At 70.6% G+C, this 13,574-nt stretch carries 11 protein-coding genes; 3 read left to right on the top strand and 8 right to left on the bottom strand.

Going from position 1 to position 13,574, the window contains the following annotated elements; all coding sequences use genetic code 11:
• The first annotated feature begins 226 nt into the window (after window positions 1-226).
• Window positions 227-1,402: an acyl-CoA dehydrogenase family protein gene (locus NUT86_RS16600; protein ID WP_018087089.1), complete on the top strand. Its 1,176-nt coding sequence runs from the start codon at window positions 227-229 to the stop codon at window positions 1,400-1,402.
• A gap of 64 nt (window positions 1,403-1,466) precedes the next feature.
• Here the strand turns inward: NUT86_RS16600 and NUT86_RS16595 are convergent, their stop codons facing one another.
• Entirely contained in the window at window positions 1,467-2,762 is a 1,296-nt protein-coding gene (locus tag NUT86_RS16595; RefSeq protein ID WP_159488076.1) for an LCP family protein, read from the bottom strand.
• 272 nt (window positions 2,763-3,034) lie between these two features.
• Between NUT86_RS16595 and NUT86_RS16590 the strand changes: the two genes are divergently transcribed.
• Window positions 3,035-3,589, top strand: a complete 555-nt coding sequence (locus NUT86_RS16590) for an acyl-CoA thioesterase (RefSeq protein WP_018087087.1) — start codon at window positions 3,035-3,037, stop codon at window positions 3,587-3,589.
• On the opposite strand, the gene NUT86_RS16585 is transcribed toward NUT86_RS16590, so the two are convergent.
• The 3 genes from NUT86_RS16585 to NUT86_RS16575 are packed head-to-tail and all read right to left on the bottom strand — an operon-like array spanning window position 3,540 to window position 6,096.
• The gene (locus tag NUT86_RS16585; RefSeq protein ID WP_020397687.1) at window positions 3,540-4,121 is read right to left on the bottom strand and encodes a VanZ family protein; all 582 of its coding nucleotides are present in this window, start codon (window positions 4,119-4,121) and stop codon (window positions 3,540-3,542) included. The genes NUT86_RS16590 and NUT86_RS16585 overlap by 50 nt on opposite strands.
• A gap of 56 nt (window positions 4,122-4,177) precedes the next feature.
• Window positions 4,178-4,636 carry a hypothetical protein gene (locus tag NUT86_RS16580; protein WP_109890178.1) on the bottom strand — a complete coding sequence of 153 codons (459 nt, stop codon included), beginning with the start codon at window positions 4,634-4,636 and terminating at the stop codon, window positions 4,178-4,180.
• The gene (locus tag NUT86_RS16575; RefSeq protein WP_274736046.1) at window positions 4,633-6,096 is read right to left on the bottom strand and encodes an LCP family protein; all 1,464 of its coding nucleotides are present in this window, start codon (window positions 6,094-6,096) and stop codon (window positions 4,633-4,635) included. Before NUT86_RS16575 ends, NUT86_RS16580 begins: the two co-directional genes overlap by 4 nt.
• Window positions 6,097-6,370: 274 nt before the next feature.
• Here NUT86_RS16575 and NUT86_RS16570 point away from each other — a divergent pair, with 274 nt between their 5' ends.
• Window positions 6,371-7,402, top strand: coding sequence for a glycosyltransferase family 2 protein (locus NUT86_RS16570; RefSeq protein WP_018087083.1), 1,032 nt, complete (start codon window positions 6,371-6,373; stop codon window positions 7,400-7,402).
• Window positions 7,403-7,567: 165 nt separating this feature from the next.
• Here NUT86_RS16570 and NUT86_RS16565 read toward each other — a convergent pair whose 3' ends face one another.
• From NUT86_RS16565 to NUT86_RS16550, 4 genes are all read right to left on the bottom strand, one after another.
• Window positions 7,568-9,265 carry an LCP family protein gene (locus tag NUT86_RS16565; RefSeq protein ID WP_274736044.1) on the bottom strand — a complete coding sequence of 566 codons (1,698 nt, stop codon included), beginning with the start codon at window positions 9,263-9,265 and terminating at the stop codon, window positions 7,568-7,570.
• 71 nt (window positions 9,266-9,336) lie between these two features.
• Window positions 9,337-11,109, bottom strand: coding sequence for an LCP family protein (locus NUT86_RS16560; RefSeq protein ID WP_274736042.1), 1,773 nt, complete (start codon window positions 11,107-11,109; stop codon window positions 9,337-9,339).
• Between the two features lie 223 nt (window positions 11,110-11,332).
• On the bottom strand, window positions 11,333-12,571 hold the full coding sequence (locus tag NUT86_RS16555) for an LCP family protein (RefSeq protein WP_266447501.1): 1,239 nt from the start codon (window positions 12,569-12,571) through the stop codon (window positions 11,333-11,335).
• Between the two features lie 160 nt (window positions 12,572-12,731).
• Window positions 12,732-13,493 (bottom strand): TIGR03089 family protein, encoded by a 762-nt coding sequence (locus tag NUT86_RS16550; RefSeq protein WP_274736039.1) that lies wholly within the window; start codon window positions 13,491-13,493, stop codon window positions 12,732-12,734.
• Window positions 13,494-13,574: the final 81 nt, after the last annotated feature.

The following is a 13,574-nucleotide window of genomic DNA, read 5'->3' as shown; positions in this document are numbered from 1 at the left end:
CGGCGTTGAGGGGCGGTGGTCGGGTGACGGGTGGGCTGAGGAAAACGGCGCTGACCGAGCATAGTCGGGCAGGGAACGGCCCACTCCGGCCCCGCGGGCGGTGCTTGTGTAACTGTCGGCAACCTCACGTATCCGCAGCCGGGATCGGCGCCTAGAATCCGGAGACGTATCGGGTTACTTAACGGTAGTTAGCACTGGCATTCAGCTCACAGGGGAGTGAGAAACCTTGGCGGGAACCGCTGATTTCGATCTGTACCGGCCGTCCGAGGAGCACGACATGCTCCGAGAGTCGGTGCGCTCGCTCGCCGAGGCGAAGATCGCGCCGTTCGCCGCCGCGGTGGACGAGGAGGCCCGCTTCCCGCAGGAGGCGCTCGACGCGCTGGTCGCCAACGACCTGCACGCCGTCCACGTACCGGAGGCCTACGGCGGTGCCGGCGCCGACGCGCTGGCGACCGTCATCGTCATCGAGGAGGTCGCCCGCGTCTGTGCGTCGTCCTCCCTCATCCCGGCCGTCAACAAGCTCGGCTCGCTGCCGGTGATCCTGTCCGGCTCCGAGGAGCTGAAGGCGAAGTACCTGGGCCCGCTGGCCAAGGGCGACGCGATGTTCTCGTACTGCCTGAGCGAGCCGGACGCCGGTTCGGACGCGGCCGGTATGAAGACCAAGGCCGTCCGCGACGGCGACCACTACATCCTCAACGGTGTCAAGCGCTGGATCACCAACGCCGGCGTCAGCGAGTACTACACGGTGATGGCCGTCACCGACCCCGAGAAGCGCTCCAAGGGCATCTCGGCGTTCGTCGTCGAGAAGGGCGACGAGGGCGTCTCCTTCGGCGCCCCGGAGAAGAAGCTCGGCATCAAGGGCTCCCCGACCCGCGAGGTCTACCTCGACAACGTCCGGATCCCCGCCGACCGCATGATCGGCGCGGAGGGCACCGGCTTCGCCACCGCCATGAAGACCCTGGACCACACCCGCATCACCATCGCGGCCCAGGCGCTCGGCATCGCCCAGGGCGCCCTGGACTACGCCAAGGGCTATGTCCAGGAGCGCAAGCAGTTCGGCAAGCCGATCGGTGACTTCCAGGGCGTGCAGTTCATGCTCGCCGACATGGCCATGAAGGTGGAGGCGGCCCGTCAGCTCACCTACGCCGCGGCCGCCCGCTCCGAGCGGATATCGGCCGGCGGCAAGGGCGAGGACCTGACCTTCTTCGGCGCCGCGGCCAAGTGCTACGCCTCCGACGCTGCCATGGAGATCACCACGGACGCCGTCCAGCTGCTCGGCGGCTACGGCTACACCCGTGACTACCCGGTCGAGCGGATGATGCGGGACGCCAAGATCACCCAGATCTACGAGGGCACCAACCAGGTGCAGCGGATCGTGATGGCGCGCAACCTGCCGCAGTAAGCCCGTAAGAACGGCTAAGGGCCCCGGACCGCAGCGGCGGTCCGGGGCCCTTTCGTGTCTGCGGTCAGTTGCTGCTGACCGTGACCTTCTCGTCGTTGTTGAGCTGCTGCACCAGCTGCGCGAGCTTGGTCTTGTCCCAGACCAGGTTGCCGCCGTTGCTGCCGGAGACCGGCATGTTCATGGACTTGCCCTCACCGCCGGTGACGCCCTTCATCGCGAAGAACATCTCGCCCAGGCTCCACAGGCTCATGTCCTTGTCGACGACGAGCGTGTCCAGGCCGGCGCTCATCGTCGGGTAGAGCTTGAAGGGGTTGAGGACCGTGGCGGGGGTGGCGGTCTGGCTCGCCAGCGTCGCCAGGAACTTCTGCTGGTTCTTCGTACGGTCCAGGTCCTGCTGGGCGAAGGCGTGCCGGGTGCGGACGTAGGCGAGCGCCTGCTGGCCGTTGAGGGTCTGCTTGCCGGCCGGGAAGTCGGCGCCGGAGTCCCTGTCCTTGATCGCCTTGGGGAGGTCCATCTCGACCCCGCCGATGGCGTCCACGATGTTGGCGAAGCCGGCGAAGCCGATCTCGACGTAGTGGTCGATGTGCAGCTTGGTGTTGTACTCGACGGTGCGCACCAGCAGCTCGGGGCCGTCCTCGGCGTAGGCCGCGTTGAGCTTGGTGTGCCGCCCCGTCCCCTGGTACTTCTTGCCGGAGTCCGAGCCGACGAACGTGGGTATCTCCACGTCCGAGTCGCGCGGCAGGGATATCAGCGTCGGGCCGTTGCTGCCGTCGTGCAGGATCATCATCGAGTCGGTGCGCTTGCCCTCGGCGGAGCCGGTGTGCAGCTTGCGCTTCTGCGCGGCGGTCATGCCCTCGCGGCTGTCCGAGCCGACGATCAGGTAGTTCGTGCCGTCGCCGGTCTCCGGGCGGTCGATGACCTTGCTCAGGTCGACCTTGCGGCGGAGCTTGCCGTCGGCCCAGAAGTACGTGGCGACCGAGGTGACCGCCAGTACCGCGACCAGGGTGATGACCGTCCACTTGATGCGCTTGCCCCAGCGGGGGCGCGGCCGGCCGGCACGGCCGTCGCCGTAGCCGTCGTCGTAACCGCCACCGCCGCCGCGGCCACCGCCGTAGACCTGGCCGGTGTTGTACCCGTCGTATGCGTCGTCGTAGCCCTGGGACTGCTGCGGAGGTACGGCCGCGCCCCCGCGCGGGGACATCGACGGCGGCAGCGGAGGCTCACTCCGCTGATAGCCGGGGCCTGCGTCGCGCCGCACCTGGCGCATGGCACGCGCACCCTCCGGCTCGGCACTGCCGCTGCCGTGTCCGTACCGGTTGCCGCTCTGGTCGCCGGACCACCCATTGGGCCACTCATTCATACGGGGAAGTGTGCACGCCGCAGAGGGGGTCTCCATAGGGCGGGTGCCGGATCGGGCCAGTGCTGTTGCAGAGCTGATGCAAAGCTACGGCGGCCTTCCGTGGCATACCGCAAAGGGACATGACCATTCCGACCTGCACGAATGGAAGCAACCATTCCGGATGGTTTCCGGCGGAGACGGTGAGACCTGGGTCACGGACCTGCGGAAACGGCGAGACCAGTCTCACGATCGGTGTGGAGTGGTGCCGTACGGGCGCCGCTTAGGCTGGCTGCATGACCGAACTCGTCACCGACAACCCCGAGGACGAGGTGGTGGGCAAGCCCACTTCCGTGTCCCGCATCACGCTCAGCCACATCATGACGGCCGGCGACACGAACCTCCTGGGAACGGTGCACGGCGGCGTGATCATGAAGCTCGTCGACGACGCGGCGGGCGCGGTGGCCGGGCGCCACTCCGGTGGACCGGCCGTGACCGCCTCCATGGACGAGATGGCCTTCCTCGAACCTGTCCGGATCGGCGACCTCGTCCATGTGCGCGCCCAGGTCAACTGGACCGGGCGCTCCTCGATGGAGGTCGGCGTACGGGTCCTCGCCGAGCGCTGGAACGAATCCAGCCCCGCCCAGCAGGTCGGCTCCGCCTACCTCGTCTTCGCCGCAGTCGACGAGCAGGGCAAGCCGCGCCGGGTGCCGCCGGTGCTCCCCGAGACCGAGCGTGACCAGCGCCGCTATCAGGAGGCGCAGATCCGCCGGACGCACCGCCTCGCCCGGCGGCGCGCGATCATGGAGCTGCGCGAACGGCGCGCCGCGGAAGGCCTCGACGACGCATAACGGCGACCCCGTGCTGCGCGGCCAGCGCCAGCCCCGTGCCGATGACGGTGCCGGCCGCCGCGCAGATCACATCGTCGATATCGGCGATCCGCCCGGCCCTCATCAGCAGCTGCGCCGTCTCGATGACCAGGCACAGCCCCACGCCCAGCAGGAAGGTCGCGGCGGCCGGCGCGCGCGGCACCGCGAACCGCAGCAGCAGCGGTGCGGGCACGAACAGCGCGGCATTGGCGATCTGCCGCCGCACCAGCATCTCCAGCTCCCCGGGCTCCAACTGGGCGCCCAGGTCGAACAGCCCCTCACCGGGCCGCCACCACACCGTCGCGTCCCCGGAGCCGACCGGCTGGCTGGGCGCGAGCGTCGCCAGCAGGAGCAGCAGCAGCCAGCCGGCCAGCAGCAGCCGGGCCGTGGTGCGCGGTGTGCCGCTGTCGGGCACGAGCGCCGTCCACAGGGCGAGCGCGACCGCCGCCGCCAGCGCCAAGAACAGGAAGAGCGTCACCGTGGTGGGGGTGATGCCCAGCACAACCTGCCACACAGTACGCCCCTTTCAGGACATCTCGAACATCACGAACATTCCGGATGTCTCGGACATCAACTGCAGCTCCATTTGGTGACGTAGAACGTCTCCCCGCGCTCCATGACACCCCGGATGCACTCATCCGCGAGCATCTCCACCCGGCCGCTCAGCCCGACGGCGCCGCCCTGGGTCCGCCGGGTGCCGAACCAGCCGGGGAAGGCGGTGATCCGGTCGTTCTTGCGCTGGTAACCGAGCCGCACGATGATCTCGTCGGGGCCGGCCGCCGACCCGTGCCGCCGGTAGGTCGCGGTGTACATCCCGTCGGCCCCCACCGGCCCCCGCAGACACAGCTGGCCGCGCACCAGCTCCCCGCAGCCGGTCGGTGCGGGAGGCGCCGGCGGCGCCGCGGCGGCAGTGGCCGCGACCAGGCCCAGCGCGGCGAGGGCCACCGTGACCCGGCGCGCCCGGCAGCGGGCGTCCGGCCGGCGCACGGGCGGCCCGGGCAGGGTGCGGCGGGGCGCGGGGACACTCATGGGCACACTGCCTCGTCCCCGGTGATCGCCGCGATCCGGCCCGGCTTCTGCGGCGGCTCCTCGGCCCGTACCCGCTGCACCGCCGTCCGGCCCTGGCCGACCGTCACCTGCAGCACCGGACCCCGCCCGGCCACCGGCCGCAGCTCGGCGCCGGGCAGCGCGGCGGCCAGCGAGCGGGCCGAGCGGTCCCAGCGCGGGTCGTAGACGATCACCGTCCGGGGCACCTTGCCGAGGGCGGAGTCGCCGGGGACGCCGGTCGTGGCGAAGCCGGTGGCGCGCAGTTCCCGGGCCACCGTGGCGGCCGACCCGGTCCGGTCGCTGCCGTTGTCGACGTGCACCTGGACCTGGCCCGGCGGGATGTCCACCACCCTGGCCCGCGGCTCCTTCCGGTCCCGGGGCACCGTGATCGGCTGGTCCTCGCGGATCGCCCGGAAGAGCTTCGGCGCCTGCACCGGATCCCAGCGCACGGTCGAGCCGACGCCCGGCACCGGCTGGGCCACATCACCCAGCGGCACGGACGTGAACTCCGAGGACGACGGGGTGAACCCGCGCATCGCCTGCCCGAGGTCGACCAGGTCGTTGGCCCCGAAGCCCGAATCGGCCCGTACGGACCGGAGCATCGTGTCGGCGACGTCCCTGAAGCGGATGGGGTTCATCAGCACTCCGGAGGAGGTGATCTTGTGGATGAGAGCGGCCAGAAAGCGCTGCTGGCGCTGCATCCGGCCGAGATCGGCGGAGCCGTCGAGATGCCGCGAGCGCACGTACTGCAGCGCCTGGCCGCCGTTGAGCCGCGATTTGCCGACCGGCAGATCCAGCCCCGTGAAGCTGTCGCGCAGCGGCCGTACGGTGCAGATCTCCACCCCGCCGACCGCGTCCACGCTGCGCATGAAGCTGGTGAAGTCGACCTCCAGGTAGTGGTCGATATGCACCCCCGTCATGTGCTCGACGGTCCGCACGGTGAGGCTGGGGCCGCCCTCGGCGTAGGCCGCGTTCAGCTTGATGGCGTGCTGGGCGCGCTGCCGGCCCGTGACGGCGTCCGTGTGCGCGGGGACCTCGGCGTAGGAGTCGCGGGGCAGGCTGATCACGCTGGCGCGGTCCCGGTCGGCGGAGAGGTGGACCAGCATGAGGGTGTCGGTGCAGTGACAGGGCGCACCGCCCAGGTGGTACTTCTGCTTCTCCGCCGCGGTGAGCCGGTCGCGCCCGTCCGTGCCGACGACCAGGAAGTTCAGGCCGTCGCCGCCCCCGGGCCGGTTGCTCATGCCCTTGAAGGCGTCCACCCGGCCGATGCCGCTCTCCACGCCGGTGACCACGGCGTGCCCGACGCCGCTCACGGCCAGCACCAGCACCGACACGACCGCGCCGATCCGCAGCCCCCAGCGCGGGCCCGACGGGCGCCGGCGCGCACAGGGCCGGGCGGCCCGGCGCCGGGCCGGACGGGGGGAGCGGAACGGCGCGGTCACGGGGGACACCTCCGCGGCTGGGCGGGCGGGAGCGGGGCCCGGCGGGGAGCGGGCGGAACGGCAAGCGCGGACACATGCTGATCAATCAGACGAGGACACCGTAGGTCCATATGATCAGTGGCAAAGCACCACACGCCGGGCATCCGGCGCCGGGCCACCCGGCTGCGTCCGAGGGTGTCCACCATTCGCGGTAACGTGAGGCGCGATTCTGCAGTCTCCCGGCGGGCGCTGCCGTCGCTGGCGGCTCCGCCGCGGGCCGTACCCCTGAGGAAACATGCCGCAGCAGCAGCCCCCGGCCGTCTCCGTGATCATGCCGGTGCTCAATGAGGAACGTCACCTGCGCAATTCGGTCCGGCACATCCTGGAGCAGGAGTACGCCGGTGAGATGGAGGTGGTGATCGCCCTCGGCCCGTCCACGGACCGTACGGACGAGATCGCCGCCGAGCTCGTCGCCGAGGACGCCCGGGTGCACACCGTGCCCAACCCCACCGGCCGCACCCCTGCCGCGCTGAACGCCGCGATCAAGGCGTCCCGGCACCCGGTCGTGGTGCGCGTCGACGGCCACGGCATGCTCTCGCAGAATTACATCGCCACCGCCGTGCGCCTCTTGGAGGAGACCGGCGCGGCGAACGTCGGCGGCATCATGCACGCCGAGGGCGAGAACGCCTGGGAGGACGCGGTCGCCGCCGCCATGACCTCCAAGATCGGTGTGGGCAATGCCGCCTTCCACACGGGCGGGCAGGCCGGTCCCGCCGAGACCGTCTATCTCGGGGTGTTCCGGCGCGAGGCGCTGGAGCAGCAGGGCGGCTACAACGAGGAGTTCATCCGCGCCCAGGACTGGGAGCTGAACTTCCGGATCCGTGAGGCCGGCGGGCAGGTCTGGTTCTCGCCCGAGCTGAAGGTGCAGTACCGCCCGCGGCCGAGCATCAAGGCGCTGGCCAAGCAGTACAAGGACTACGGCAAGTGGCGCCATGTCGTGGCCCGCTACCACGCCGGTTCGATCAATCTGCGCTATCTCGCGCCGCCGACCGCGGTGTGCGCCATCGCGGCGGGCCTGGTGGTCGGTGCGGCCGTCACCCCCTGGGGCCTGGTCGTCCCGGCCGGCTACCTCGCGGCCATCACCGCGGGCTCGGTGCCGGCCGGCAAGGGGCTGTCGCTGAAGGCCCGACTCCAGATCCCGGTCGCCCTGGCAACCATGCACATGGCCTGGGGCACGGGCTTCCTGACCAGCCCCCGCGCGCTCGCCAGGAAGGTCATCGCCAGCCGCCGCCCGGCGGTCATGGCCCCGGCGGCGGACGCGGAGTAGACGGCCCTCCTATACCCGCCCACCCCCCGAAGGGGGGTGGGCGGCGGGGGAAAAACCTAGGGCAGCGGAAGAAGCTAGGGCAGCAGGGAAACCGAGGCCGTCAGGGAACCCCAGGCCGGCGGGGAACCCCAGGCCGACAGGGAACCCCAGGCCGGCAGGGCAACCCTAGAAGGTGTAATCCGGATTCACCTTCATGCAGGCCTTGGTGTCCTCACCGTTGAGCGCGTCCGCGCTGTCCGGGGCCTTGCCCGCGCCCTTCTCGTCGCCCGGCTTCTTCGGGTACGCCGAGCCGGTGCGCCAGTCGTTGCCGACCACCAGCCGCATCCCGGTGGCCGAACTCGACTCCCGTACCGCTTCCTTGGGCAGGCCGAGCGCCTTCGCCAGCGCCAGGGCGTCGCCCCTCTGGCCCTTGTCCCGGTAGGTGATCGTGGTGTCGGCCTGTGTGGTGAGCGCGGAGTCGGTGCCGGCCGCGGTGTAGCCCAGGCCGGACAGCTGCTGCTGGATGACCGACGCGCGGCCGGAAACCGGGCCGTTGACCGTGCTGTTGGTGCCGTTCTGCACCACAACTTTCAGCTGGTCCTTGGGCGTTGACGGCTTGGGGGCCGGCGTGGCCTTCTTCTTCTTGTCCTTGCCGTCCAGCGCGGTGTCGTTGCGCAGCAGCGCGAAGGTCTCCTCCGCGTCGCCGGGCTTGGGCATGACGTACGACTCGTCGGCGCTGTACTGCCAGGGCATGGTGACCATCGTGATGCGCTTGGTCGGCACCCGGCTGAGATCGCCGCCCAGGACGTAGAGCTTCTTGACGGTGTCCAGGCCGTCGTCGACGGTCAGCGCGTTGGTCGCGGCCTCCGCCAGATCGCGCAGCTCCCCGGGGTTGGTGAGCTTGGCGTCCTTCTTCAGCTGACGGACCATCGAGTTCATGTACATGTGCTGGGCCTTGGCCCGGCCGATGTCGGTGTTGTCCTCGAAGCCGTAGCGGGTGCGCAGCCACTGCAGGGCCTGGACGCCCTTGACGGAGTGGGTGCCCTTGGTGAGCTTCAGCCCGCTGCCGTGGCCCTTGCGGTCGTGCGAGTAGACGTTGTTGTCGACACAGACCGGGACGCCGCCGATGGCGTCCGCCATGTCCACCACACCGGCGAAGTCGACCATCATGAAGTGGTCGATGTAGATGCCGGTCAGCTCCTGCCAGGTGGCGAGCGTACAGCCCGGACCGCCGTGCTGGAGCGACTGGTTGATGGCCCCCGAGGTCTGCGGATAGACCTTGCGGGTCTTCGGGTCGGTGCACTCGGGGATGGTCACCCGGGTGTCCCGCGGGATGGAGATCACCGACATGTTGCTGCGGTCCGCCGAGACGTGCAGCAGCATCTGCACATCGGCGAGCGGCTTGCGGTCCGCGTCCTGCCGGGCGCCGCCGAGCTCGATGTTCTTGGCGCTGTTCCGGCCGTCGGAGCCCAGCAGCAGGATGTTCAGCGGGCTCTGCCCGAAGGCGTTGGGGTCCGGCTTCTGCAGACCGCCCCCGCCCAGGGACCTCGGCGCCTTGCGGAGGTTGGCATTGAGGTGCTCGTAATACCAGTACCCGGCACCCGCGCCGCCCACTATCAGGACGGCGAGGGTGAGGGCGGTCCAGCGCAGCACCTTGCGGCCCTTGCGGGGCGGCCGCCCCCCTTTGCGGTGCCCGCCGCCCTCGGCGGGCACGTTCCCGTCCCCGTCCGCGGAGGCCGCGGCGCCGCCTTCGGGAGGCGTCCAGCCGGGCGCGTCCGGAGGCAGCCCCTTGTCCTCGTAGACGCCGTCGTCCCGGACCGGCTCCTCAGCTTCCGGCCGGCGTCTCCGACGCGACCGGTCACCCCGCACACTGCTCTGCCCCATTCGGCCCTCTCCCCGTTGTCAGTCCGGTGGTGCGCTCGGCGCCTCGGCGGGGCGGCCGGATCCCGCTCAATTCACTTTGCGCAGATGTTCTTGTCATCTGCATTGACGTTCTGCACCCCGTCCGGGGTTTCGGTCGGCGCCTCGATCGGTGAACCCGGTGCCTTGAAGTCCTTGCCGAGGACGAGCTTCATCGGCTCGCGGTCGCCCGCGTTCTGCGAGGACTTCTTCAGCGCGCTCTTGGGCAGGCCCATCCAGTCGGCGAGCGCGGCGGCCTGGTCGGCCTGGTTGGGTCCGTATTCGAGGCGGGTGGCGGCCAGCTTCGACGGCGCGTTGCCGGCGTTGGTGGAGAGCTTGGCGCCCTTGCTGTTCTGCAGCCAGTCCACGGTCTCCTGGGCCGAGCCGATCGGCCCGCCGCCGTTGGAGACATCGACCCGTACGCGCTCGGGCGGCGCCTTCTTGACCGGCGCGGACTTCTTGCCCTTGCCCTTCTTGCCCTTGGCCAGGGTGTGGTCCGCCCGCACCATCGCGAACAGCGGATCCGCCTTCGCCTTGTCGAGGATGACGGTCGCCGGGTCGTCGGGGTTGTCCAGCACCGGCACGGTGGCGAAGGTGACCTTGTCGATGTCGACCTTCTTGAGGTCGGTGCCGAAGTCCAGCAGCTTGCTCGCGGTGCCGATACCGGTGTCGACGGTGAGCGCCTTGGTCGCCGCCTGGCTGACGTCGTAGAGCTTGCCGGGGCTGCTGAAGGCGCTGGACTTCAGCTTGCGGATCAGCGAGCTGAGGAACTGCTGCTGCAGCTCGATACGGCTCAGGTCACTGCCGAAGCCGACGGTGTGCCGGGTACGGACGAACGCCAGCGCCTGCTCGCCCTTGACGACGTGCCGGCCGGCCTTCAACTTCAGGTGCGACTTGGGGTCGTTGATGTCCTTGGCCGCGCACACCTCGACACCGTCCACCGCGTTGGACAGCTCCTTGACCGCGTTGAAGTCGGCCATCATGAAGTGGTTGATCTTCAGCCCGGTCATCTTCTCGACGGTGCGCCAGGTGCAGCCGGGGTCCCGGCCCTCCTGGCCCAGGCTCGTGTTGAAGCGCACCCCCTGCTCACCGGGGATGTTCTTCGTCGAGCCGTCCTTCTGCTTCGTCGGGCAGCTGGGGACGTCGGCGATCATGTCGCGCGGGATGCTCATCGCCGTCGCGTTCGTCCGGTCCTTGGAGATGTGCATCAGGATCGTGGTGTCCGCGTGCCCCACGCTGCCGGCGTCGCCATAGCCCCCGTTGCCCTTGCCGGAGCGGGAGTCGGTCCCGATGATCAGCAGGTTCACCGGGCCGTCGGACACGGCGTCGTTCTCCACGCCGACATCGACCTTGGAGATGTTGCCGTCCAGCTGCTGGTAGATGAAGTACCCGGCGCCGCAGCCGGCGACGAGCACGAAGCCCACCACACCGGCGGTCCAGTGCAGCGCCCGCTTCTTCCCCGACTTCTTCGGCTTGCGCTTACGGCGGCTCGCCGGGCCCGCCTCCGCCGCCGTCGCGGTCGCCGTGCGGTTGGCGGCCGCACGGCGCGCCGCCCGCCCGCCGGCGGGGCGCTCGTCGTCCCCGTCCGCAGTGCCCTCGCCCTGCCGGCCGCGCTGGGTCGGCAGCGGACGGGTGTCGGTGTCGCCGACACCGGCGTCCCGCTTCCGGGCGGCGCGTCTGCCGGCCGCATTGCGGTCGGAGGGCCGAGCGGCGGCTTGACCGGCAGGGTCAAGCCGCAGTTCGTAGTTGCCGGTGTCCGGATCGAACACCCACTGATCGGCGGGATCGACATTGTTGTCGCCCGCCCGCCCACGGCCTTGCGCGTCCACGGTGCCTTGAGTCCTCCGTCGGTGCCACGCGGCGCCATCCCCTCAAGGCGCTCGGTCGGTCGATCGTGCATTGGTAGGTCATCGGTCAGCTTGGTCGTGCGACCGGATCGCTCACACTATCCGCCCAGTTCAGCGCCCCGCGACGCTCGTGACAAATTCCACTTACCTACAACTGGGCAATCCGCCCAATCCATTCGAGTCGTCGGCTTGTTTTGCGGCATCTTTATTCGCAGATCCCGTGTTCCGCCGTCGTCCCGGGAAAGGTCGGGCCCGAACTCGGCGAGGGCGCGGGCGGTTCGCCCGGCCGGTCGTCCGAAGATCCGTTTCCGGTGCGGACCCGTTCCTCCCCGTCGTCGCGCGGGGGCGTCACGGTCACCGGAAGATCCCTGTGCAGCTGCCCGAAGAGCCGTGCGGCGTCCGGCTGCACCAGCTCATCGCGATTGGGGTCCAAGCGGTACTCCCGTCGCGGCACGGTCATGAACTGGATCCGGTCGGTGGGAATGCGGCGGGCGCTGCGCACCAATTCGTACAGGCCCTTCAGGGAAGCCAGCGCGGTGTCCGTGGTCAGTGAACTCGTCGCGGCATCCAGCACCGGATACAGCCGGGTCGGATTGAGCAGGACACCATTGCTCTGCACTTTCTTCACGAGTGCGCCAAGAAATCGCTGTTGCCTCTCCATGCGCTGGGTATCGCTGCCGTTTCCCAGACTCTTTCGTGCCCGTACGTAACCGAGCGCTTCCTCACCGTGCAGGGTCTGCCGGCCGGCGGGCAGCGCGAGATGCGCCTCGGGATCGTGCACCGGCCGGGGCAGACAGACCTCGACGCCGTCCACCGCGTCCACCATCTTCGTGAAGCCGACGAAGTCGATGATCAAGTAGTGGTCGACGCGGATCCCCGTCATCTTCTCGACCGTCCGGATCGTGCAGGCCGGGCCGCCCGCCGCGAACGCCCCGTTGAACTGGGCCGCCCGCGGTGCGGTCTCCGTGCCGTCCGGACGCTTGCAGTGCGGCACCTCGACCATCAGATCGCGCGGGATGCTCACCGCGGTGGCGCTCTTCCGGTCCGCCGCGAGGTGCAGCAGCATCGTGGTGTCCGAGCGCTGGCCGCGGCTGTGGCCGTATCTGCCGTTGCCGCCGTTACGGCTGTCGGAGCCGATCAGCAGCACGTTCGCGGCGTTCGGCGGGCCCGCCGGCGGCCGCTCGGACTCCCACTTCCGCAGCTCCCGCTCGGTGGCGCTGTCGGTGCGGATATTGCTGTTGAGCTTGGCGTACACCGCCCAGCCGGTACCGGCCCCGGCCAGCACGACACCGGTGATCCCGACGGCGGCCAAGCGACGCAGGTGCCGGCGGTGCGGGGGAGTGCCCCCCGGCCCCGGGCCGCCCGCTCCCGGCCCCCCGGCCGGGCGCGCGGCCCAGCCGGCGAACCTGCTGGGCTCGGGGCTCTCGGTCACCTGTGCGTCCATCCCTCACGGAGTCGGCGTCGCGCCCGCGCGCAGGGCCCGGACGGAACAAGAGACGGACAAAACCCGCGCATGGTTGTACGTACTCAAGATCCTGGACCGAAAAGGACGTACCGGCCCGCCCTGGGGGCGTCCGGTCCGCCGGACGGGGGAGCGCCGTTTCTCAGTGCGGCAGCGGCGCCCGGAACGTGATCTTCTCGCTGTGCTCGCGGTCGGCCGCGGCCTCGGCGCCCAGCCGGTCCAGGTGGCGGCACAGCACCACGGAGCCGCCGGTCACCAGCGGTGCGTACAGCCCGTACGACAGGCCCTGCCAGGTGTCGTACCCCAGCCCCGACAGCACCCGGGGGGCCTCCGGCAGCCCGGCCCCGCCCGCGTCGGCCAGCGCACGGGCCACGATGCCCGCCCCGGTCAGCTCCTCGCCGCCGACGACCAGCGCCGCGGCACCCGGGTCCACCGGTGCGAACGGCGCGAACCGGTCACCCTGGCCCGGCACCTCGACGGCATAGTCCGCGAAGCCCGCCGGCGGCTGCGGGAAGCGGCCGCCCAGCGGGCGCAGCGCCAGCGCCACCCGCTCCCCGGAGCAGGCGAGCCCCGCGTCGAGCCGGTCGGGCCCGGCGACGACGAGATCGGCGGCGGCCGGATCGCCGTCCACCTCCGCCACCACGCCCACGGACGCGCAGGCCAGCAGCCAGACGGCGGTCTGCCAGTGCGCGGGCAGCAGCAGCGCGAGCCGGTCGCCGGGTTCGGCGGCCAGATCGCCCTGGAGGTAGTTGGCGGTCTTGGCCACCCAATTGGCGAAGGTCGCGACGGACAGTTCCACGCGTTCGCCGGTGGCGTCGTCGTAGAAGGTCACCAGCGGGCGGGCCGGGTCCGCGGCGAGCGCGGAACTCAGCAGGTCGGCGGGGGTGCGATCGGTGGCGTTCATCGCGGCCAGGGTACGCGCGGCGGCGGCTGACGGCGGGTCGGGCCCGGCGGGCCCGCGCCACCGGATCGGCCGATGCCCCGT

Origin of the sequence: Streptomyces sp. G7(2002) (assembly GCF_028870195.1) — a bacterium.
In the GTDB taxonomy this organism is placed as follows: Bacteria; Actinomycetota; Actinomycetes; order Streptomycetales; family Streptomycetaceae; genus Streptomyces; species Streptomyces nigrescens.
The sequence above is the reverse complement of the archived record's forward strand: the minus strand, read 5'-3'. Positions and strand labels throughout refer to the sequence as shown.

Excerpts from the sequence above, each read along its gene's own strand:
- NUT86_RS16595 (WP_159488076.1), bottom strand. The coding sequence starts at position 2,762 with ATGAATGAGTGGCCCAATGGGTGGTCCGGCGACCAGAGCGGCAACCGG.
- NUT86_RS16590 (WP_018087087.1), top strand. The coding sequence starts at position 3,035 with ATGACCGAACTCGTCACCGACAACCCCGAGGACGAGGTGGTGGGCAAG.
- NUT86_RS16580 (WP_109890178.1), bottom strand. The coding sequence starts at position 4,636 with ATGAGTGTCCCCGCGCCCCGCCGCACCCTGCCCGGGCCGCCCGTGCGC.
- NUT86_RS16570 (WP_018087083.1), top strand. The coding sequence starts at position 6,371 with ATGCCGCAGCAGCAGCCCCCGGCCGTCTCCGTGATCATGCCGGTGCTC.
- NUT86_RS16565 (WP_274736044.1), bottom strand. The coding sequence starts at position 9,265 with ATGGGGCAGAGCAGTGTGCGGGGTGACCGGTCGCGTCGGAGACGCCGG.
- NUT86_RS16555 (WP_266447501.1), bottom strand. The coding sequence starts at position 12,571 with ATGGACGCACAGGTGACCGAGAGCCCCGAGCCCAGCAGGTTCGCCGGC.
- NUT86_RS16550 (WP_274736039.1), bottom strand. The coding sequence starts at position 13,493 with ATGAACGCCACCGATCGCACCCCCGCCGACCTGCTGAGTTCCGCGCTC.